The sequence below is a fragment of the Roseobacter sp. HKCCD6576-2 genome, assembly GCF_013179285.1.
Taxonomy (GTDB): Bacteria; Pseudomonadota; Alphaproteobacteria; order Rhodobacterales; family Rhodobacteraceae; genus Rhodophyticola; species Rhodophyticola oceani.
This window is the reverse complement of record NZ_WVNW01000001.1, coordinates 596,889-615,766: the sequence shown is the minus strand read 5'-3', so window position 1 is coordinate 615,766 and position 18,878 is coordinate 596,889. Positions and strand designations below refer to the sequence as shown.

The 18,878-nt window shown below is 60.5% G+C and carries 22 protein-coding genes; 19 read left to right on the top strand and 3 right to left on the bottom strand.

All coding sequences use genetic code 11. From position 1 onward, the window contains the following. The first annotated feature begins 15 nt into the window (after positions 1 to 15). The 12 genes from ffh (at position 16) to rpmE (ending at position 6,826) form a co-directional block, all read left to right on the top strand. Entirely contained in the window at positions 16 to 1,524 is a 1,509-nt protein-coding gene (gene ffh, locus GTF44_RS03010) for a signal recognition particle protein (RefSeq protein ID WP_171557417.1), read from the top strand. 1 nt (position 1,525) lies between these two features. Next, complete coding sequence (locus GTF44_RS03005; RefSeq protein ID WP_171557415.1) at positions 1,526 to 2,053, top strand: GNAT family N-acetyltransferase; 528 nt, start codon at positions 1,526 to 1,528, stop codon at positions 2,051 to 2,053. Continuing rightward, positions 2,050 to 2,592, top strand: coding sequence for a GNAT family N-acetyltransferase (locus GTF44_RS03000; protein ID WP_171557413.1), 543 nt, complete (start codon positions 2,050 to 2,052; stop codon positions 2,590 to 2,592). The genes GTF44_RS03005 and GTF44_RS03000 overlap by 4 nt, the downstream gene beginning before the upstream one ends. Beyond that, entirely contained in the window at positions 2,589 to 3,104 is a 516-nt protein-coding gene (locus GTF44_RS02995) for a GNAT family N-acetyltransferase (protein ID WP_171557412.1), read from the top strand. Before GTF44_RS03000 ends, GTF44_RS02995 begins: the two co-directional genes overlap by 4 nt. After that, positions 3,101 to 3,613, top strand: a complete 513-nt coding sequence (locus GTF44_RS02990; protein WP_171557410.1) for a GNAT family N-acetyltransferase — start codon at positions 3,101 to 3,103, stop codon at positions 3,611 to 3,613. The genes GTF44_RS02995 and GTF44_RS02990 overlap by 4 nt, the downstream gene beginning before the upstream one ends. After that, positions 3,610 to 3,906 carry a chorismate mutase gene (locus GTF44_RS02985; protein ID WP_145212227.1) on the top strand — a complete coding sequence of 99 codons (297 nt, stop codon included), beginning with the start codon at positions 3,610 to 3,612 and terminating at the stop codon, positions 3,904 to 3,906. The genes GTF44_RS02990 and GTF44_RS02985 overlap by 4 nt, the downstream gene beginning before the upstream one ends. Before the next feature lie 40 nt (positions 3,907 to 3,946). Further along, the gene (gene rpsP, locus GTF44_RS02980) at positions 3,947 to 4,381 is read left to right on the top strand and encodes a 30S ribosomal protein S16 (protein WP_171557408.1); all 435 of its coding nucleotides are present in this window, start codon (positions 3,947 to 3,949) and stop codon (positions 4,379 to 4,381) included. 68 nt (positions 4,382 to 4,449) lie between these two features. Continuing rightward, positions 4,450 to 4,590 (top strand): hypothetical protein, encoded by a 141-nt coding sequence (locus GTF44_RS02975; RefSeq protein ID WP_171557407.1) that lies wholly within the window; start codon positions 4,450 to 4,452, stop codon positions 4,588 to 4,590. Positions 4,591 to 4,592: 2 nt separating this feature from the next. Continuing rightward, entirely contained in the window at positions 4,593 to 5,105 is a 513-nt protein-coding gene (gene rimM / locus GTF44_RS02970; RefSeq protein ID WP_171557405.1) for a ribosome maturation factor RimM, read from the top strand. Then, positions 5,095 to 5,901, top strand: a complete 807-nt coding sequence (trmD, locus tag GTF44_RS02965; protein ID WP_171557404.1) for a tRNA (guanosine(37)-N1)-methyltransferase TrmD — start codon at positions 5,095 to 5,097, stop codon at positions 5,899 to 5,901. The genes rimM and trmD overlap by 11 nt, the downstream gene beginning before the upstream one ends. Positions 5,902 to 6,209: 308 nt before the next feature. Beyond that, complete coding sequence (gene rplS, locus GTF44_RS02960; RefSeq protein WP_171557402.1) at positions 6,210 to 6,593, top strand: 50S ribosomal protein L19; 384 nt, start codon at positions 6,210 to 6,212, stop codon at positions 6,591 to 6,593. Positions 6,594 to 6,604: 11 nt separating this feature from the next. Continuing rightward, positions 6,605 to 6,826: a 50S ribosomal protein L31 gene (gene rpmE, locus GTF44_RS02955; RefSeq protein WP_145212243.1), complete on the top strand. Its 222-nt coding sequence runs from the start codon at positions 6,605 to 6,607 to the stop codon at positions 6,824 to 6,826. Positions 6,827 to 6,941: 115 nt separating this feature from the next. Here the strand turns inward: rpmE and GTF44_RS02950 are convergent, their stop codons facing one another. Then, positions 6,942 to 7,778, bottom strand: a complete 837-nt coding sequence (locus GTF44_RS02950) for a bifunctional 2-polyprenyl-6-hydroxyphenol methylase/3-demethylubiquinol 3-O-methyltransferase UbiG (protein ID WP_171557400.1) — start codon at positions 7,776 to 7,778, stop codon at positions 6,942 to 6,944. 356 nt (positions 7,779 to 8,134) lie between these two features. Here GTF44_RS02950 and GTF44_RS02945 point away from each other — a divergent pair, with 356 nt between their 5' ends. Further along, positions 8,135 to 8,944: a division plane positioning ATPase MipZ gene (locus tag GTF44_RS02945; RefSeq protein ID WP_171557399.1), complete on the top strand. Its 810-nt coding sequence runs from the start codon at positions 8,135 to 8,137 to the stop codon at positions 8,942 to 8,944. A gap of 69 nt (positions 8,945 to 9,013) precedes the next feature. On the opposite strand, the gene GTF44_RS02940 is transcribed toward GTF44_RS02945, so the two are convergent. Both GTF44_RS02940 and GTF44_RS02935 read right to left on the bottom strand, forming a co-directional pair. After that, entirely contained in the window at positions 9,014 to 11,041 is a 2,028-nt protein-coding gene (locus tag GTF44_RS02940) for a PhoX family phosphatase (RefSeq protein ID WP_171557397.1), read from the bottom strand. 212 nt (positions 11,042 to 11,253) lie between these two features. After that, the gene (locus GTF44_RS02935) at positions 11,254 to 12,144 is read right to left on the bottom strand and encodes a LysR family transcriptional regulator (protein ID WP_171557395.1); all 891 of its coding nucleotides are present in this window, start codon (positions 12,142 to 12,144) and stop codon (positions 11,254 to 11,256) included. Between the two features lie 106 nt (positions 12,145 to 12,250). Between GTF44_RS02935 and GTF44_RS02930 the strand changes: the two genes are divergently transcribed. From GTF44_RS02930 to GTF44_RS02905, 6 genes are read left to right on the top strand one after another with little or no spacing between them, the layout of a single operon-like run. After that, on the top strand, positions 12,251 to 13,147 hold the full coding sequence (locus GTF44_RS02930; protein WP_171557393.1) for a carbon-nitrogen hydrolase family protein: 897 nt from the start codon (positions 12,251 to 12,253) through the stop codon (positions 13,145 to 13,147). Next, on the top strand, positions 13,144 to 14,712 hold the full coding sequence (locus tag GTF44_RS02925) for an ABC transporter substrate-binding protein (protein WP_171557392.1): 1,569 nt from the start codon (positions 13,144 to 13,146) through the stop codon (positions 14,710 to 14,712). Before GTF44_RS02930 ends, GTF44_RS02925 begins: the two co-directional genes overlap by 4 nt. Continuing rightward, positions 14,705 to 16,342 (top strand): ABC transporter ATP-binding protein, encoded by a 1,638-nt coding sequence (locus GTF44_RS02920; RefSeq protein ID WP_171557390.1) that lies wholly within the window; start codon positions 14,705 to 14,707, stop codon positions 16,340 to 16,342. Before GTF44_RS02925 ends, GTF44_RS02920 begins: the two co-directional genes overlap by 8 nt. Beyond that, positions 16,339 to 17,247, top strand: coding sequence for an ABC transporter permease (locus tag GTF44_RS02915; protein WP_145212263.1), 909 nt, complete (start codon positions 16,339 to 16,341; stop codon positions 17,245 to 17,247). Before GTF44_RS02920 ends, GTF44_RS02915 begins: the two co-directional genes overlap by 4 nt. Next, positions 17,244 to 18,104, top strand: a complete 861-nt coding sequence (locus tag GTF44_RS02910) for an ABC transporter permease (protein WP_171557388.1) — start codon at positions 17,244 to 17,246, stop codon at positions 18,102 to 18,104. The genes GTF44_RS02915 and GTF44_RS02910 overlap by 4 nt, the downstream gene beginning before the upstream one ends. Continuing rightward, a complete protein-coding gene (locus tag GTF44_RS02905; RefSeq protein ID WP_216364848.1) occupies positions 18,101 to 18,811 on the top strand; it encodes an RraA family protein in 711 nt (236 codons plus the stop codon). Before GTF44_RS02910 ends, GTF44_RS02905 begins: the two co-directional genes overlap by 4 nt. The last annotated feature ends 67 nt before the right edge of the window (positions 18,812 to 18,878 follow it).

Here is an 18,878-nt window from a genome sequence, read left to right as displayed (position 1 = left end):
AAGGGGCCCGCGCCCATGTTTGAAAATCTCTCCGAACGCCTGTCTGGCGTCTTCGACCGCCTCACCAAACAGGGCGCTTTGTCGGAGGATGACGTCCGCACAGCGATGCGTGAGGTGCGTGTTGCGCTGCTCGAGGCCGATGTCTCGCTGCCCGTCGCCCGCGCCTTCATCAAGTCGGTTGAGAAAAAGGCAACTGGGGCGGCCGTTACGAAATCGGTTACGCCTGGTCAGCAGGTCATTAAAATCGTTCATGATGAGTTGATCGCGACCCTGACCGGTGAAGGTGACCCTGGCGCGCTGAAGATCGACAACCCACCCGCTCCGGTCTTGATGGTCGGTCTGCAGGGTTCTGGTAAAACCACCACCACCGCGAAACTCGCTAAGCGCTTGAAAGAGCGCGAGGGCAAGAAGGTGCTGATGGCCTCGCTCGACACCAACCGCCCGGCGGCGATGGAGCAGCTTGCGATCCTCGGCGGACAGATTGGTGTCGATACCCTACCCATCGTGAAAGGTGAGGACCCGGTTGCCATCGCAAAGCGCGCCAAGACGCAGGCAAGCCTTGGTGGCTATGACGTCTATATGCTCGACACGGCGGGCCGGTTGCATATCGATCAAGAGTTGATCGCGCAGGCCGCCGCTGTCCGCGATGTGGCCAACCCGCGCGAGACGCTTTTGGTTGTGGACGGCTTGACCGGCCAAGACGCAGTCAATGTCGCGCAAGAGTTTGACGAGAAGATCGGCGTCTCCGGCGTGGTTCTGACCCGGATGGACGGCGACGGGCGCGGCGGCGCGGCGCTCTCGATGCGGGCGGTCACCGGCAAACCGATCCGCTTTGTCGGCCTCGGCGAGAAGATGGACGCCATCGAGACCTTCGAACCTGAGCGGATCGCGGGCCGTATTCTTGGCATGGGCGACATCGTCGCCCTGGTCGAAAAGGCGCAGGAAACGCTCGAGGCCGAACAGGCCGAGCGGATGATGAAGCGCTTCCAAAAAGGTCAGTTCAACATGAACGACCTGCGCTCCCAACTCGACCAGATGCTAAAAATGGGCGGCATGGAAGGCATGATGTCGATGATGCCCGGCATGGCGAAGATGCAAAAGCAGCTCGACGATGCAGGCATGGATGACAAGGTGATCCGCCGTCAGATCGCCCTGATCGACTCGATGACCAAACGCGAACGGGCCAATCCAGGCCTTCTGCAAGCCTCCCGCAAAAAACGCATCGCCGCGGGTGCAGGGCAGGATGTGAGCGATCTCAACAAGCTTCTGAAGATGCACCGGCAGATGTCGGACGCGATGAAGAAACTTGGCAAGATGGGAAAAAAGGGCCTGATGCGCGGTGGCCTCGGTGCCCTTATGGGCAAAGGCGCGCCGCAAGCGCTGAAAGATATGGACCCGGCCAATATGGACCCTAAAGCACTCGAAGCCGCTGCAAAGCAGTTGGGCCAGCCCGGCGGGTTGCCCGGCCTCGGCGGCGGTGCAGCGCTACCTCCTGGTCTCAGCGGGTTCGGCAAGAAGAAGTAAGATGATGCAGTCCACCTCTCTCCAGACCGAGCGATTGCTGCTCCGCGCCCCGACGGCGGCGGATACGCAAGCCATGCTCGATTTTCTGGGGTCGAAACGGGCGGAGTTCTATGGCGGGCCGATGACGGTGTTTGCGGCTTGGCACAAGTTTGCGGCCTATGTCGGGCAATGGGCGCTGCGCGGCTATGGTCTTTATGCGATCAGGCTGAAAGACACAGGCGAGACAGTTGGTATGGCTGGCCCTTATCACCCCGAAAGCTTCGCCGAACCCGAGATGTCGTGGCTTTTGACCGATGCGCGACATGAGGGCAAAGGCTACGCCTATGAAGCCTGCCACGCCATTCTGGCCGAGCTGTTCAAACGTCAGGGGTGGACCTGCTTGGTCAGCTTCATCGACACCAAGAACGCCGCCTCTCGGGCGCTGGCGCTTCGTCTGGGCGCGACCCTCGACCCCGAGACCGAAAGCCCGTTCCCGGGCTGCGACAGCTATCGCCACGATGCCAAACGTTGGTCAGGAGCGGCTGCATGACTGTTGCGCTCTCGAACCTGCCCATGCTGGAAACCGAGCGGCTGATCCTCCGCGCGCCCCGCGCGTCGGATTTCCCTGCACTGGCACCCTTCATCATGTCTGATCGGTCCAAATATGTCGGCGGCGGCGCGGACAAGGACGAAACCCACGCGTGGCGGGTTCTCGCGATTCTGACCGGCCACTGGCCGCTGCGGGGTTTCGGCACATTTGTGTTGGAAGATCGCAAGACCGGCGCGCCGATTGGCTCGGCTGGTCCGTGGTATCCTGCAGGCTGGCCCGAAAGAGAACTGGGCTGGACCATTTGGACCGAAGAGGCTGAGGGCAAGGGTTTTGCTTATGAAGCGGTGCTGGAGCTGCGGCGTCATACGTATGAAGACCTCGGCTGGACCACCGCCGTCAGCTATATCGACCCGAAAAACACGCGCTCAATCGCACTGGCCGAACGGCTTGGTTGCACGCTCGACCCCGACGCCGCTGGTCCAGATCCAGACGAGCCGCTTCTTGTCTATCGTCATCCATCGCCGGAGGCGCTGGCATGACCATTCCCACCGTGACCACCGAACGCCTCATACTGCGCGCGCCGCAACTGTCGGATTTCGACGCCTATGCCGATTTCCGGGGTTCGGATCGGGCGGCCTTCGTCGGCGGTCCCAACACACCCGGACAAGCCTGGCAACAGCTCTGCGCGCTAATCGGCCAGTGGCAGCTCCGGGGCTATGGCCGCTGGATGATTGCGGACAAGGACACCGACGAACCTTTGGGCGTCACCGGGCTGCACCATCCCCTTGAATGGCCCGAAGCGGAAGTCGCCTGGTCACTATTCGCGGCAGGCGAAGGACGCGGCATCGCCTATGAAGCGGCGCTGGCCGTGCGCACCTATGCCTATGAGACGCTTGGCTGGTCCACAGTGATCAGCTGCGTGGACAGCAAAAATGCCCGCTCTCTGGCGCTGGCGAAACGCTTGGGCTGCACACAAGATGGGCAATTCACCCACGAGGTTTTTGGGACAATGAATGTCTGGCGCCACCCATCGCGCGAGGCCTTGGCATGACACAGACCCTTGTCACAAATCGGCTGACGCTTCGTCGCCCGGCGGCGCAAGATGCAGAGGCCACGACGGCGTTCTACATGTCCGAACGTTCGAATATGGCAGGCGGCCATGTTCCGCGCCCGGCTGCATGGCGGCATTTTGCGTCGACGCTCGGCCATTGGGAGGTTCGGGGGTACGGGTTGTGGGCTGTCACGCGGCGCGGTGAAGATGCAATCATCGGCCTTGTCGGTCCCTATTATCCTGACGGCTGGCCGGAAGCCGAGATCGGGTGGCTGATATTCGATGGGGCGGAAGGCGCGGGCTATGCGTTTGAGGCGGCTGAGGCGGCCCGCCTCCACTGCTATGACACGCTCGGCTGGACAACCGCGGTCAGCTATATCGCGCCAGGGAATACGCGCTCCATCGCCTTGGCCGAACGGCTTGGCTGCACGCTGGATGAAACAGCGATCGAACCCAAACCCGGCACCCTTGTCTATCGCCACCCTGCCCCATCGGAGATTGCCGTATGAGTGACGCCACCACCCGCGCCGCCGCGCTTCTGAAAGAGCACCGCGAGAGCATCGACCGGCTCGACGCGATCCTCGTCTACACGCTTGGCGAGCGGTTTAAACACACCCAAGCGGTTGGCAAACTGAAAGCCGATCACGACCTTCCCCCGTCCGACCCCGCGCGCGAAGCCGCGCAGATCGGGCGGCTTGAAGACCTGGCGCGCCGCGCCGACCTGGACCCGGAATTCGCTAAGAATTTCCTCAACTTCATCATCGCTGAAGTCATTCAGCACCACAAGAAACACCAAGAATAACAGGCACCTGCCTGTCCACGCCATCAAAGGAGATCAACCCATGGCTATGAAAATCCGGCTCGCACGTGGCGGTTCGAAAAAACGTCCCTTCTATCGCATTGTGGCCGCTGACAGCCGCATGCCGCGCGACGGGCGCTATATCGAGAAACTCGGCACCTATAACCCGCTCTTGCCAAAAGACAGCGAAGAACGCGTGAAAATGGATATGGAGCGTGTGCAGCATTGGCTGAACGAAGGCGCACAGCCCACCGACCGCGTCTCGCGCTTCCTCGAAGCGGCTGGCGTTCTGGAGAAAAAAGAGCGTGCCAATCTGAAAAAGGGCGAGCCGGGCAAGAAAGCTGTTGAGCGTGCTGAGGAGAAGGCCAGCAAAGCAGCCGCCGCAGCGGAAGCCCCTGCTGAAGAAGAAGCGCCGGCAGAAGAAGCTGCCGTTGAAGAAGCACCCGCTGAGGACGCAGCAACCGAAGAGGCCAGCTGATCTCAGAATCGGTGGGCTGCTTGATCGTCAGTGGCCCACCTGCACAACCTTGACCCGGGTGTTGCCCAATGTTTCGCCTGATCCGTCTTGTCGTCTTCATGATCCTCGCCTTCGTGGCGGGCATGATCTTTGAACGGACGCATCAACAAGGGCTGTGTGACCAATCTGGTGGGCAATGGATGCGCGCCGGATTCTGCGCGGAGGGGTAAAGATGAGTGATCGGATTTGCGTCGGCGCGATCACCGGCTCATTCGGGGTGAAAGGCGAGGCGCGGGTGAAATCCTTCTGCGCTGAGCCAGACGCGATGGGCGATTATGGCCCCCTTAGCACGGAGGATGGTAGCCGCAACTTTACGTTGAAGATCACCCGAGCTGTCAAAAACGGTTTTGCCGCGCGGCTCTCTGGCGTCACGACTAAGGAACAAGCCGACGCGTTGAAAGGCACGCGGCTCTATGCACCGCGCGACGCCCTGCCTGCCCTGCCGGATGATGAATTCTATCACACCGATCTGATCGGCCTCGCGGTTGTCGACACTGGCGGGCAAGATCGTGGCCGGGTGCATGCGGTGCATAATCACGGCGCTTCTGACCTGCTCGAAGTTCGTGCGAAGGAGCAGAAGAACACGGTTTTGGTGCCGTTCACCCAAGAGGTTGTGCCGACAGTGGACCTCACTGCCAAACGGATCATCATCGACCCGCCCGAGGGGCTCTTCGATGGCGGATAAACCCAAATCCCATGGGCGTCTGTCGATCTCTGCCAGCCTCACTCCGCGCGATCTAATGACCCCAACGCCGCGCCTCAAAGGCGCCTGGACTGCGAAGATCGTCACGCTCTTCCCCGAGGCCTTTCCCGGTGTCTTAGGTCAATCTCTGACTGGTAAAGCCCTACAAGAGGGGCTTTGGGCACTAGAAACCATTGATCTCCGCCCGTTTGGCGCTGGCAAGCACCGCAATGTCGATGACACGCCTGCAGGCGGTGGTGCCGGATTGGTGATGCGCCCCGATGTCCTGGGCCGCGCCCTCGATCAAGCCGCCAATGGCACGCCAGACGATGCGACACGCTGGCCGCGTGTCTACCTGTCGCCGCGCGGGAAACCCTTTACGCAGGCCGATGCAGCGCGTTTTTCGAAAGCAGAGGGCATGACGCTGCTCTGCGGCCGCTTCGAAGGGGTCGATCAACGGGTGATCGACCATTTTGCGCTGGAAGAAATCTCGATCGGGGATTTTGTGCTCACCGGCGGTGAGATCGCGGCTCAGGCGCTGGTCGATGCCACCGTGCGGCTGATCCCGAATGTGTTGGGCAATCAAGCCTCCACCGAAGAAGAAAGCTTTTCCGACGGGCTGCTCGAGCATCCGCAATACACAAAACCCGCAACTTGGCGCGGTCACGATATCCCAGAGGTGTTGATGTCCGGGCACCATCAGCGCATTGCGGAGTGGCGCCGCGCCGAGGCGGAGCGGCTGACCCAAGAGCGACGCCCTGATCTCTGGGCCCGGCGGCAACAGGATGGCGAGGGTTAGGGTTTTAAGAAGCTCTGGCCAGAGGATGCCTCAGCTCCGAATTGAGCCTTGATCGTAAGGGCGATCAGACATATACACCGCCCGTTCCGGTCGGGATTTCCGACTCACGGAACAGGTTTGTTATTGGCGATGACTTTCTTGGGCGGCTTTCTTCGGCTTCTCCCTTTGGTCAGACCCTGATGACACGTCGACGAAAGTAAAGCTGACCTGATCTCTGGCGGGCGCATCTGCGGACCCGGAAGAAGACCAAGAGCTCTGAGGCGCACACACATTCGCGGGCAAACCGTGATCATATATGGAGAGTTGCGATGGACCTGATCGCACAGATCGAGGCGGAACAAGTTGCCGCCCTCGGGGCCAAGATCCCCGATTTCAAAGCCGGTGACACCATTCGTGTCGGCTATAAAGTAACCGAGGGCACCCGCTCTCGTGTTCAGAATTACGAAGGCGTCTGCATCGCCCGCAAAAACGGCGACGGCATTGCCGGATCCTTCACCGTCCGCAAAATCAGCTTTGGCGAAGGTGTGGAACGTGTATTCCCACTTCATTCGACCAATATCGATAGCATCACCGTGGTGCGTCGCGGTCGTGTCCGTCGTGCGAAGCTGTACTATCTGCGCTCGCGTCGGGGCAAATCAGCCCGGATCGCCGAAGTCACCAACTACAAGCCCAAATCTGGCGCTGAAGCGTAAGGAGCGGCGAGATGAAAAAAGACATCCATCCCGAATATCACGTCATCGACGTCAAAATGACGAACGGCGATATCGTGCAGATGAAATCGACCTGGGGCGCCGAAGGCGACACCCTTGCGCTGGACATCGACCCGACCGTTCACCCGGCCTGGACCGGCGGCAACTCCCGCCTGATGGACACGGGCGGTCGCGTGTCGAAGTTCAAGAAGAAATACGAAGGCCTGGGGTTCTAAAACCTACGCCTTGGAGACTGAGAAACGCCATCCCGGATTGGGGTGGCGTTTTTTGTTTTGCGGGTCGAGAGCCGTTTCGCGGACGAAAAGGGGATTGGTCACGTCGGTTCCGACGTCAGCTTCCGCATCGTCTGGCAACGACTGTAAACGAATGAGCCTCTGTGTCAGTCGCATCAAGTTTGCTACTTATGTCGTCAATTTCAAAGCCGCTTGATTTCAACTCAGCCTCGAGGGTGCTTTGGGAAAAGTGCTGCAACCAATTATAAACACGCCATGTTTCTTGCTCTTCCACGATAGTGAAGAGATCTAGGGAAACAGCCGCAGGTTCGTACTTCCAGGTGCTATGAAAGACGTAGCATTCATCAGCCGTCCAGAACCGACCCATGTAGTTGCGCGCAAAGACAACTCCCTCAGAGACCGTCTCAAAAGCCTTCATTGAAGGCACATCGAAGACAAAAGCGCCTTCAGAATTGAGCGAGCGGCGCACCTTGTCCAACAAGGTCCTGCGTTGAGAGGGGGAAAGGACGCAGAAATCGCAATATATGAGTGTTATCAAATCCTGCTGTGCTGGAAGTGCGTCGGTAAGGTAATTGGCTTGTCGAAATACAACTGAACCGCAGCCTGGATTGGAGTTGAAGGTGGCATATTCGATGGAACTGGCGGAAAAATCCACGCCCTCAACTTGCGCTCCACGTTGCGCGTATCGTTCTGCGTACAAACCCGGACCGCAGCCCAAATCGCAAACTTTTTTGCCGCTCAGGCCAAATTCCTCATCAAGCCACTGCACTGCTTGATCGATACTATGCAGGGGACGCGATGCCAGCGGCGTCGTCTGGTCCAGATGCGTCTTGAGCATTTGCTGAGCCAAGTGTGGCTTCGTCCACAATGTCTCCGCCGTGTAGACGGAAAACAAACCCGGTTTTCGGTGGATTTCGGATAGTTCTTCAAACATCGGGGTCATTTCCACAATCAGGATTCGGAACCGCTTCGATATCATACCAAGCCCAGATCGTGCGTGAGGGGATGACTGATCATCGTTCTGAGACATTTAGCCTGCGCACGAACTCTCGTACACCGGCCTTGGAAGCAGCCGTTCGCATTCGCCGCAGCATTTGACGCATTAGGCTCCAGGCTGACATTTATAGAGCCACACCTCATTGCCAGCCACAGGGACACCAAATTATCACGCCAATCAAGATTGGACCGGTTTCGCGCTTAACAGCTCCGGCTCCCTCCCGTATATTGCGCCGAAATATGGCGACCCCACGAAATGAGGGCCGCTCGGCAGCGAACTCCGGGGGATCGGGCATGGCGCATATCATCGTTTTGGGCAATGAGAAGGGCGGGTCGGGCAAGTCGACCACCGCGATGCATATCGCGACCGCCCTTGCGCGGATGGGCCATACGGTCGGGGCGTTGGATTTGGATCTGCGACAGCGCAGTTTCCATCGCTATATCGAGAACCGGCAAAACACGATCGCCGCCCGCGACATGGATATCGCCTGCCCCCTTCTGATGGAACTACCGCAGATCAACCCCGAGCAACTTGGGCCCGAGGAAAACATCTATGACCGCCGTCTCTCGGCGGCAGTGGGCGAGTTGGAGGGTAATTGCGATTTCATCGTGATCGACTGCCCCGGCTCGCATACGCGGTTGAGCCAGGTGGCGCATTCGCTGGCTGACACGTTGGTTACGCCGATGAATGACAGTTTTGTCGATTTCGACCTGCTGGCGCGCGTTGATCCAGAGACCTACGACATTCGTGGCCCATCGGTCTATTCCGAGATGGTTTGGCATGCGCGGCAGCTTCGCGCGAAGGCAGGGCTGAGTCCGATTGATTGGATCGTCGTCCGCAACCGGGTTGGCGCGCAGCAGATGCATAACAAGCGCAAGGTGGGCGGCGCGCTCGACCGGCTGGCGCAGCGGATCGGGTTCCGCGTCGGCACCGGGTTTTCCGAACGGGTGATTTTTCGGGAGCTGTTCCCGACCGGTATGACGCTGCTGGATCTGCGCGAGATGGGGGTGGAACGGCTGAACATCTCGAACGTGGCCGCACGGCAAGAGGTACGCGATCTGATGTCGGGATTGAACTTGCCCGGCGTGACCATCGATTTCTAAGTCACCCCGCCTCGAGAACGGAAAACGGCCCCGCGCGTTGCGAGGCCGTTTGTTTTTGAGCAGAGAAGATCAGACAGCGATCTGACCGCCCCCGTCTTTGGTCACAACCACGACCGATGGACGCGGCGGCATACCTTCGGCGAAATCAGGCCAGCGAGTGGCCGGATCTTCGAAAGTCGAGTTCCGCTCAAAGCCGGCGAAATCGCGGGTGCCATCAGTCCCCGGATGCTGCACCGCGAGGAACAAGGTCTCCGAATTGTCGGCGAAATACGGGCCGCAAAGCTCCCCACCGACAGGGCAGCGGAAGAACAGCTTGGAATGGCCGCGCAGGTCGCCTTCGGTCTCAAGGCTGTAAAGACCATCGGATTTCCCGGTCCGGCCCCAGCCAGAACCTTGGTCGGTGGAAATCCAAAGACGACCATTATCGTCCAGCGCACAGTTATCCGGCGAGCCGAACCAGCCATTTTCCGAGGTCTCCGGATTCCATACCGCGCCGACCTCGGCGATGCTCGGGTCACCACACTGCACCAAGATGTCCCAGGTGCCGCTGGTCGCCGCGTGATCGCCGCCATCTTCGTTCATCTGCAGAATATGACCGAAGTTGCTTTCCGGGCGCGGGTTCACCGCATCCACCTGCTCGGCCGTCCGGCGCGAGTTGTTGGTCAGCATCACGAACACAGCGCCATCGCCGCGCGGCTCGATATCCTCCGGGCGATCCATTGGCGTGGCACCCAGAAGGTCAGCCGCCAGACGGGTGTCGATCATGACATCCGCTTGACTGTCGAACCCGTTCTCCGCGGTCAGCGGGCCTTCGCCATGAACAAGCGGCATCCACTCATAGGTGCCGTCGTCATTGTAGCGCGCCACGTAAAGCGTGCCTTCGGAGAAGAGCTGCATATTGGCCGCTTTGTCATCCGACACCGTGTCCGCAGTGACGAACTTATAGACATAGTCGAAGCGGTTGTCGTCGCCTGAGTAGAGCACGACACGACCGTCGCCCGCCACGGTGGACTCGGCGCCCTCGTGACGGAACCGGCCCATCGCGGTGTGTTTGACAGGGGTCGAGGTCGGGTCCGTCGGATCGACTTCGACGATCCAGCCGAAGCGGTTTGGCTCGTTCGGCTCCACATCGATATTGAAGCGGTCATGATACTGCCCCCAAGCATACCAGCGGCCCGGCGTGCCATAGCGGCGCATGGACGCGGCTTCCGCCTGAGCGGAGACGTCGGGATCGCCGTCGCCATCGACGACATCGGTCCAGAAATAGCCGTGGAAGTTCTCTTCGGCCATCAGATAGGTACCCCAGGGCGTCATGCCGCCAGCGCAGTTATTGATGGTGCCGATGACGTTCATGCCAGCGGGGTCGGCCGAAGTCTGCATACGCGCGTGACCGGCGGCAGGGCCCGAGAAGGTCATTTGGGTGTCGTCGGCCGTGATCCGGCGGTTGTATGGGCTATCGAGCACAACGCTCCACTTGCCGTCATCGCCTTTGACAATCTCAAAGATCGAACCGCCATGGGCCGCCATTTCGATGTTCACCAACTCTTCGGTCATACCCTGGAAGCCGTCCCGGTCCTGACGACCAAGGCCCGGGAACATCACCTCTTCATTGGTGTATTCGTGGTTCACGCAGAGGATACCGCGGCCCGGCTCCAGCTCGTGGAAGCCAACATAATCGTTGTTGTAGCCAAAGCGCATTTTCTGATCTTCGGCTGACTGATTCTGCGGGTCGAATTCCGGTACGTTCGCGAAGATCGGATCGCCCCAACGGATCAGGATATCGGCGTTGTAGCCATCGGCGATGTGGTGGTTCACATCGTTGCCCCAGGTCAGCTCGTCAAAGACATAGCGGCTGTCTTCGGCATTGCCCATCGCAGCGGCCTGCTTGGGCGCGATCACGGCAGTGGTGCCAAAAAGCGCCGTCGTGGCGGAGACGGCCAGCGCGCCGCGCATGATGTCGCGGCGGCCATAGCGACGGTTGATCACGTCGCCAATAGTGTTGCCGAGATTGGGGTTGGTGGGAATGTCGTCAAAGGCTTCGAAGGCTTCCGCCTTGTTGCCATGTTCATCGCTTTTGATGATCTCGTCACGCTTCATGAAGGGCCTCCCTGTGGCGCTGAAAGCATAGCTGCATGGGAAACGGCACCGGAGCAGCCCGGACCGCGTGGCCCCTTTAGATAGCGCGAATGTAACGGCTATATGGCAGCGTCGTCTGTTTCATGCGGGTCGTAAGGCGCAGCCATTTGATGGGCGCGATCCGCGCTGCGCCGATCCATCCAATGCGAATCCTGCGGCCCGACCGCTCCCGATCACGGCGCTGCGCACACGCGATCGAGCCAGTCGGTCACAATCTGGACCTCAGGTTCGATCTCTCGCCCGGCGGCGACCCGACGCGTATAGGCCCAGTCTTGATCAATCGCGACATCGGAGAGCGGAACCAACCGGCCCGACCGGATCGCGCGCCCGATGGTTGCCTTTCGACAGATGGCGATGCCAATCCCGTGTTCTGCCGCCTTCTGCAGCAAAAACGACCCCTCCAGATAGATCGTTCTGGCCATATCGCCGGGTGTCCATTCGTCGCCTACCTGTGGCAGCCAGCGGGTCCACATCCGTGAGTCCTCATCTGTCAGCAATGGACCCAAGCGCACTGCGGAGGCCGGATCTTGCCCCGATGTTGCAAGCAGCTCGGGCGCGCAGACCGGAACCGCATCGCCGGGCAATAAAACAACCTCTCCCGGCAAGAGCCGATCCTTCTGCCGAAACAGAATCTCTACATCCGGGGCCGGTGTTTTCGGGCGGTCGGTCTGGGCCAAAGAGATGTGCAAACTGATATTGGGAAAGGCGCTGCGAAACTGATCGAGATTGGGCAAGAGAATCTCTTCGGCAATCACCGGCAGCGCTGAGATCGAGACGGCACGCGCAAAGCGGAGCGGCAGGAGATCGATCTCATGCCGGATCGCGTCGAAGGAATCGTGCACCACGCGGGCCAGGCTTTCGCCTGCCTCGGTCAAGGCCACGCTCCGACCCCGGCGCACGGTGATGGGGCGGCCAATCCACGCCTCTAACTGCTTGATTTGATGGCTAACTGCGGAATGCGACACGCTGAGCCTGCGCGCCGCCCCCGACACGGATCCGGTTTCGCGAACCGCTTCTAAAGCGCGCAGCGCATTCAGGGATGGGAGGCGCCTTGTCGAGTGCATGGCCGATGGAATGTTAGAAAATCAGACGGGTTGCAACTATTTTGCGCTTTTTTCTCGCATTTTTGCCGCTCTATGGTCGGGAAGCAGGACAACGCAAGGGGCGGACATGACCGAAATGCTACGTGTGTCGATGGTTCAGATGACATCGCACAATACTCACGCCGAAAATGTGAAAAGCCTGCGCGCCGCCGCCGAACAAGCCGCAGCAGATGGCGCTGAGATGCTGGCCCTCCCTGAAGCCGCAGGCCTTATGGACAAAGACAAAGACCACGCCCGCGCGCAAATCACCGAGGAAGGCGATGACCCCTATATCGCAGCCTGCCGGGAAGAGGCCGCGCGGCATGGAATTTGGGTGCACTCCGGTTCGTCGCCGATCAAGGCACCCGATGGCCGGTATCTCAACCACACCGTTCTGATCGACCCGGCGGGCGAGATTGTAGCGCGCTACGACAAGATTCATCTGTTCGATGTGTTCCTGGATGGCCGCACCCCGACAGGTGAATCCAATCGCTATGCCCCGGGTCAAGAGGCCGTGGTTGCTCAGAGCCCCTATGGTCCGCTCGGGCTGTCGATCTGTTACGATCTGCGCTTTCCACATCTCTACCGCGATTATGCCCTGGCCGGGTCTACGGTCCTGTTCATCCCCTCGGCGTTCACCGTTCCAACTGGACGCGCCCATTGGGAGGTGTTGCTACGCGCCCGGGCGATTGAGAACGGCGCCTATGTGATCGCGGCGGCGCAAGTCGGAAATCACGCCGATGGGCGTGTTACTTGGGGCCATTCCATAATCGTCTCCCCCTGGGGCGAGGTGCTTGCCGATCTGGGCGGCGAGGCTCCGGGCCAAGTCACGTTGGACTTGCCGCTCGACGCCGTCGCAGCCGCACGACGCCAAATCCCCAACCTGCAGAATGCGCGCGATTACATCCTCCGTGATCTACGCGCAGAGGGAACAACCAAAAACTCACAGATAGACCAAAAATCATCAACGGGAGCTATGACATGACCTTTCGGAACCTGATGGCCACAACACTTCTGGCCAGCGCCGTGGCGATGCCCGCCATGGCACAAGACCGCCCCGATCTGGTGATCGCGGTTGATAATCTTTGGCCCACGATGGACCCTGTGGTCGGCATCTCGACGACCGGTGCCCGGGTGCATTCTAATGTGTTCGACACTTTGGTGCGCCGAAACCGGTGGGAAGACCCCGATGGCACCGAACTGGTGCCTTGGCTCGCCGAAAGCTGGCAACAGCTCTCGCCCTATGTTTGGGAATTCACCCTGCGCGAGGGCGTGCCATTCCATGATGGGCACATCATGGATGCAGAAGATGTCGCGTTTTCTTTGTCGGCTGAACGGCTTTGGGGCGAAGAGCCAATGGCGCCCCGCGGCACGCGCTATACGCGCGGGTTTGTCCGGGTCGAGGCCACTGGACCGCTGACCATTGAGGTCGAAACCAGCTTCCCCGATCCGAACCTGCCGTTCCGCATGGTCACACCGATCGGGTTTGTTTTACCGCACCATTATTATGAAGAAGTCGGCACCGAGGCTTTCGGGCAGATGCCGATGGGCACTGGACCCTATCGGATGACCTCCTTTGACCCGTCCGTGGCCGTCGAGGCCGTCGCGTTTGACGACTATTGGGCGGGTGAGCCGCCCGCCGCCTCGCTCCGCTTTGAGATCGTGCCGGAATTCTCGACCCGGTTCGCGGGGCTGGTCGCTGGCGAGTACGATGTCGTGGTCAGCGTGCCGGCCGATCAGGTGGAGTCCCTGGAGGGCACCGAAGGCGTGACGGTGATGGAGAAGGGGATCGAAAACTACCCGATGTTCGCCTTCAACATGCTGGAGACCGAAGCGCTGCCCGACAATCCGCTGACGGATGTGAACCTGCGTCGGGCCATTGTCGCAGGCGTGGATCGGGAGGCGATTGCGGCCGCGATCTGGGATGATGCGACCTTTGTGCCAACACCGTTTAATTTCCCGGAATATGGCGATTATTTCGATCCCGACCGGGAGCGCGCCGTGCCGTTCGACCCAGAGCAAGCCGCCGCCTATCTGGCCGAGAGCGACTATGATGGCGAAGAGCTGATCTGGCACATCACCCGCGGCTTCTATCCGAATTACGAGATCGCGGCGGAATTCATGGTGGAGCAATGGGCCGAGCTTGGCATCAATGTGCGGATCGAGTTGAAAGACAATTTCTCGCTGGCCTATGAACGCCCGTTCCACTTCCTCAACATGTCGATGAGTTCGGAATTCTCCGGCGACCCCTACCGGCCGCTTTGGATGGATTGGGGCCCACAATCGAGCCGGTTTCGGGCCTCCCATCGCACTTGGGACATGACCGAAGATTTTGTTCGTCTCGGTGAGGCCTTCGAACAGAGCCAGGATTTCGAGACCCGCTATCAGGCCTATCTTGATCTGGTCGCGGAATGGGAGCGAGTGACGCCGGGCATGTATATGTGGCGCAACGTCGTGAACTACGCGATTGACCAAGACTTGGCCTGGGATCCGGGCAATTCGGCCGTCACGATTTTCGACCATCTTTATATGACGGGCCACAATGAGTGAGCCAAACCCCGAGGAGACGGCGCCGCCTGCGCCGCTCCTCTCCATTGATGGATTGACGGTCGCCTTGCCCGCAGACGGCGATCGCCCCGAAGCCGTGCGTGAGATCCGCTTTGAGATCAATCGGGGCGAAACGCTCTGCCTGGTTGGGGAAAGCGGCTCGGGCAAATCGGTGATCGGGCAAGCCATCCTTGGCATGCTCCCCCATGCGCTGCCCGTGACCGCCGGTGGCATCCGGTTCTCGGGCCAGCTCATGCCGCCGCAGCGCGACGCCGCCTTTGGCGCAATTCGGTCGGCCCAGATCGCAATGATCTTCCAAGATGCGGGTGCCAGCTTGAACCCGGTCCGCACCATTGGCGCGCAGCTGGCGGAAATTCTCGCCGTGCATGGCGTGTCAAAACCGGCGCGCCTACCGCGCGTGCTCGACGTCTTGCGCGACGTGGCCTTACCGGACCCGGAGCGCTTCGCCCGGTCTTATCCGCATCAACTCTCCGGCGGGCAGGCGCAGCGCGCCGTGATCGCGGCGGCGCTTCTCTTGGAACCCAAGCTGTTGATCGCCGACGAACCGACCACCGCGCTTGATGTAACGACCCAGGCCGAGATCCTGGCTCTGATTGCCCGCCTGAAGGTGGAACATGATCTCTCGGTCCTATTTGTGACCCATGATTTTGGCGTCGTCGCCGAGATTGCGGATCGAGTGGCCGTGATGCAGGACGGCGTGCTGGTCGAAACAGGCGACGCGCAGGATGTTCTGCGCAACCCGCAGCATCCCTACACGCAAAAACTCATCGCTGCGGTCAACCCTACACCACGCCAGCTCGGTAGCGATGATGAAGCGCCGATCCTTGAGGCGACCGATGTGAACCTGATCTATCGCAGCGGATTTTTGGGCAATCGCAAGGCGCTTCATGCTGTTAAAGACGTCTCACTCAGCATTTCGGAGGGCCGCACCGTGGCCGTGGTTGGGGAAAGCGGTTCTGGCAAAAGCTCGCTGGCACGGTGCCTGTTGCGGCTCGAGGATATCGAGAGCGGATCGATCCGCTTCAAAGGTGCGGAGATTGCCGATGTCACCGGCGCACCGCTCCGCAAACTGCGACAATCGATCCAAGTCGTGTTGCAAGATCCGTTTTCCGCCCTAAACCCGCGCCAGACGATCCTGTCTGCAATCGCCGAAGGGCCCATCATCCATGGCATGGCGCCCGATGCGGCGCGGGCCAAGGCGATGGAGTTGATTGAACTGGTCGGCCTCTCGGCGCAAGCCGCTGGCCGCTATCCGCAGGAATTTTCGGGCGGGCAGCGGCAGCGTATTTGCATCGCCCGCGCCCTCGCCTTGGAGCCTGAGCTGTTGATCGCTGACGAGGCCGTTTCTGCCCTCGATGTTTCGATCCAGACCCAGATCTTGGATCTCTTCGCCGATATGCAACGGCGGTTTGGTTTTGCGATCCTATTCATCACGCATGACCTCGCCGTGGCCCGCGCCATTGCGGACGACATCCTGGTCATGAAATCCGGTGAAATCGTCGAACGCGGCCCTGCCGATCGTGTCTTTGGGGCGCCGGAACATCCCTATACCGCGGGCCTGTTAGAGGCCGCCCCCGGGCTCGAACTCTTTCAGCAGGGGAGCGCGGCATGACCGGCTACATCCTCTCCCGATTACTGCGCGCGGCGCTGACCATGTTGGTCACGGTAACGTTGGTTTTCCTGTTCATCCGGCTCTCCGGCGATCCGGCGGCGGCCCTGGTCCCGCCTGACGCACCGCAAGAGGTGATTGATCAATACACCCGGGCCCTCGGCCTCGATCAACCGCTCTGGCAGCAATACTTGGGCTATGTCGGCGGCATCTTGCAGGGGAATTTCGGCTTTTCGATCCATACCGGCATTGCGGTGGAAGAAACATTCCTGGATCGTCTGCCCTTCACCTTGCATCTGGGGTTAACGGCACTCTGTATGGCCATTGCCATCGGCATTCCCATCGGGGCGGTGGCCGCCATCCGGCGTGGCACGGCACTTGATCGCTTCGTTATGGGGTTCTCTGTTTTCGCCTTCGCGATGCCGAACTTCCTGTTCGGTCTGGTCATGATCCTGGTCGCCGCCCTCGCATTCAGCACATTTTTGGGCGGTGAAAATGCCAGCGTCATCTGGCCCGCGCTGACCCTTGGTCTGGCCGCGATGGGCAGTTTCGCGCGGTTTACCCGTTCTTCTGTTCTGGAAACGATCAACGCGCCTTATATGCGCGCAGCAGAGGCACGTGGCATCCCCTTTGGGATGCGGCTTGTGCGCCACGCCGCGCCCAATGCCGCGATCCCGCTGGTGACGCTGATTGGCCTCTCTCTCGGCGCTTTGGTGGCTGGCTCGGTTGTGACGGAGCAGGTTTTCGCCTGGCCTGGGGTCGGGCAGCTTCTGGTGCGGTCGGTCGCAACGCGGGACCTGGCGCAGGTGCAATTTCTGGTCCTCGTCGTCGCCTTCACCATGGTCATCGCGAACTTGATCGTCGATTTCCTCTATCTGATCATCGACCCGAGGATCCGCGCAAAATGAGCGACGCAACCGCACCAGTCGCGCCGCAGCGGACGCGCGCGCCAATCCCGTTTAGCGTGAAGCTTGCGCTCAGTTTCGTGACGCTTTTCGTCATGTTCGCCCTTTTCGGCCATCTGTTGACGCCGCACGGGTTCCGCGAAACCTCTCTGTTTCATCGACTGGAGCCGCCCGGCACCGAGGGCTACCTTCTCGGGACGGATGCGCGCGGCAGGGACCTTTTTGCGCGGCTTGTCACCGGCGCGCAAATCACGCTGGTCGTGGCGATCGTTGGCACGGTGATCGGCGCGGTTTTGGGCTCGCTTCTCGGCATTCTTGCCGCCGCCAAACGCGGCAAGACCGAAGCGGTCATCGTCGCCGCCATCGATGTGCAGGCTTCTTTGCCGATCATCATCGTGGCCCTGTTCATGCTGGCGATGTTCGACAACTCCTTCACGCTTTTTCTGCTGCTCGTCGGGTTAAACGGATGGGAGGTTTATGCCCGCCTGATGCGCGGCGCGACCTTGCAAGCCAAAGAGTCCGGCTATGTCACCGCCGTTCGCGCGCTTGGGGCGTCCCCCGCCCGGATCTATCTGCGCCATGTCTTGCCCAATATCCTGAATGTCGCGTTAGTTCAGTTCACCGTGAATCTGCCACTCACGGTGCTCTTGGAAACGGCGCTCTCGTTCTTGGGGCTTGGCGTGCAACCGCCACTCACAAGCCTAGGGCAAATCATGTCCGAAGGGCGCGACCGCTTGATGACGGCTTGGTGGCTGACCCTTTTGCCTGGCGCGATCATCTTCTGCCTCGCGCTGTCTGTTTCAATGATTGGTGACTGGTTGCGCGACCGGCTCGACCCGACTTTGCGGAGTGAACGATGAACAGCCCCCTTCCCTCGCCAGCCAAATACATGATCGGGCCCGAACCACCGGCCCTCGACCCGGCCACGGTGGAGACCCTTCAGCAATGCGAGACAACGATGCTGGGGCATATTCTTTATTGGGGAGCGCTCGACCCAGGCATTCGCGCCAATCAGGGCTTTGGCCCGCGCATTGCCGGGCGAGCCCTGACCGTCCAAATCCCGGGGCCGTGTTCGGTTATGCTGCACCATGCCATCGGTTTGGCCGCCCCTGGGGATATCCTGGTGATCGACCGGCTTGGCGACCAACGCCATGCCTGCCTCGGCGACGGTGTTGCGGCGGCGGCAATGCGGCAAGGGATTGCGGCCGCCATCATCGATGGTCCCTGCACCGACAGCGTGGAACTGGCCGAACTGGGGTTCCCTGTCTGGTGTCGCGGCGTCTCGCCAATGACAACGCGGATGGCCAATCTCGGCGGGCGGGCGCATGTGCCGGTTTCCGTTGGCGGCACGGCCGTGCTGCCGGGTGATGCAATCTTGGCCGATATCGACGGCGTCTATGTCATGCAACCAGAAGACGCCGCAGATGTGAGCCGGATCGCGCTCACCAGAGGTCAGATTGTGGCCGATCGCCGCCGCGCGCGGGGCAACGACCCACTGCCGCTTGGGCAGCTATCGGGTGCCAGTCACATGGTGGCCGCGGCCATGGGTGACGGTCCGCGCGACTAAGGTCAAAGCCGTCGCCGCGCCGACGACCCCGTTTCGTCAATCAGCAATTGACATCTAGCCCCCGGTC

What these genes read in the sequence shown, in the direction of transcription:
- ffh (WP_171557417.1), top strand. Translation starts at nt 16, where the DNA reads ATGTTTGAAAATCTCTCCGAACGCCTGTCTGGCGTCTTCGACCGCCTC.
- GTF44_RS03005 (WP_171557415.1), top strand. Translation starts at nt 1,526, where the DNA reads ATGATGCAGTCCACCTCTCTCCAGACCGAGCGATTGCTGCTCCGCGCC.
- GTF44_RS03000 (WP_171557413.1), top strand. Translation starts at nt 2,050, where the DNA reads ATGACTGTTGCGCTCTCGAACCTGCCCATGCTGGAAACCGAGCGGCTG.
- GTF44_RS02995 (WP_171557412.1), top strand. Translation starts at nt 2,589, where the DNA reads ATGACCATTCCCACCGTGACCACCGAACGCCTCATACTGCGCGCGCCG.
- GTF44_RS02990 (WP_171557410.1), top strand. Translation starts at nt 3,101, where the DNA reads ATGACACAGACCCTTGTCACAAATCGGCTGACGCTTCGTCGCCCGGCG.
- GTF44_RS02985 (WP_145212227.1), top strand. Translation starts at nt 3,610, where the DNA reads ATGAGTGACGCCACCACCCGCGCCGCCGCGCTTCTGAAAGAGCACCGC.
- rpsP (WP_171557408.1), top strand. Translation starts at nt 3,947, where the DNA reads ATGGCTATGAAAATCCGGCTCGCACGTGGCGGTTCGAAAAAACGTCCC.
- GTF44_RS02975 (WP_171557407.1), top strand. Translation starts at nt 4,450, where the DNA reads ATGTTTCGCCTGATCCGTCTTGTCGTCTTCATGATCCTCGCCTTCGTG.
- rimM (WP_171557405.1), top strand. Translation starts at nt 4,593, where the DNA reads ATGAGTGATCGGATTTGCGTCGGCGCGATCACCGGCTCATTCGGGGTG.
- trmD (WP_171557404.1), top strand. Translation starts at nt 5,095, where the DNA reads ATGGCGGATAAACCCAAATCCCATGGGCGTCTGTCGATCTCTGCCAGC.
- rplS (WP_171557402.1), top strand. Translation starts at nt 6,210, where the DNA reads ATGGACCTGATCGCACAGATCGAGGCGGAACAAGTTGCCGCCCTCGGG.
- rpmE (WP_145212243.1), top strand. Translation starts at nt 6,605, where the DNA reads ATGAAAAAAGACATCCATCCCGAATATCACGTCATCGACGTCAAAATG.
- GTF44_RS02950 (WP_171557400.1), bottom strand. Translation starts at nt 7,778, where the DNA reads ATGTTTGAAGAACTATCCGAAATCCACCGAAAACCGGGTTTGTTTTCC.
- GTF44_RS02945 (WP_171557399.1), top strand. Translation starts at nt 8,135, where the DNA reads ATGGCGCATATCATCGTTTTGGGCAATGAGAAGGGCGGGTCGGGCAAG.
- GTF44_RS02940 (WP_171557397.1), bottom strand. Translation starts at nt 11,041, where the DNA reads ATGAAGCGTGACGAGATCATCAAAAGCGATGAACATGGCAACAAGGCG.
- GTF44_RS02935 (WP_171557395.1), bottom strand. Translation starts at nt 12,144, where the DNA reads ATGCACTCGACAAGGCGCCTCCCATCCCTGAATGCGCTGCGCGCTTTA.
- GTF44_RS02930 (WP_171557393.1), top strand. Translation starts at nt 12,251, where the DNA reads ATGACCGAAATGCTACGTGTGTCGATGGTTCAGATGACATCGCACAAT.
- GTF44_RS02925 (WP_171557392.1), top strand. Translation starts at nt 13,144, where the DNA reads ATGACCTTTCGGAACCTGATGGCCACAACACTTCTGGCCAGCGCCGTG.
- GTF44_RS02920 (WP_171557390.1), top strand. Translation starts at nt 14,705, where the DNA reads ATGAGTGAGCCAAACCCCGAGGAGACGGCGCCGCCTGCGCCGCTCCTC.
- GTF44_RS02915 (WP_145212263.1), top strand. Translation starts at nt 16,339, where the DNA reads ATGACCGGCTACATCCTCTCCCGATTACTGCGCGCGGCGCTGACCATG.
- GTF44_RS02910 (WP_171557388.1), top strand. Translation starts at nt 17,244, where the DNA reads ATGAGCGACGCAACCGCACCAGTCGCGCCGCAGCGGACGCGCGCGCCA.
- GTF44_RS02905 (WP_216364848.1), top strand. Translation starts at nt 18,101, where the DNA reads ATGAACAGCCCCCTTCCCTCGCCAGCCAAATACATGATCGGGCCCGAA.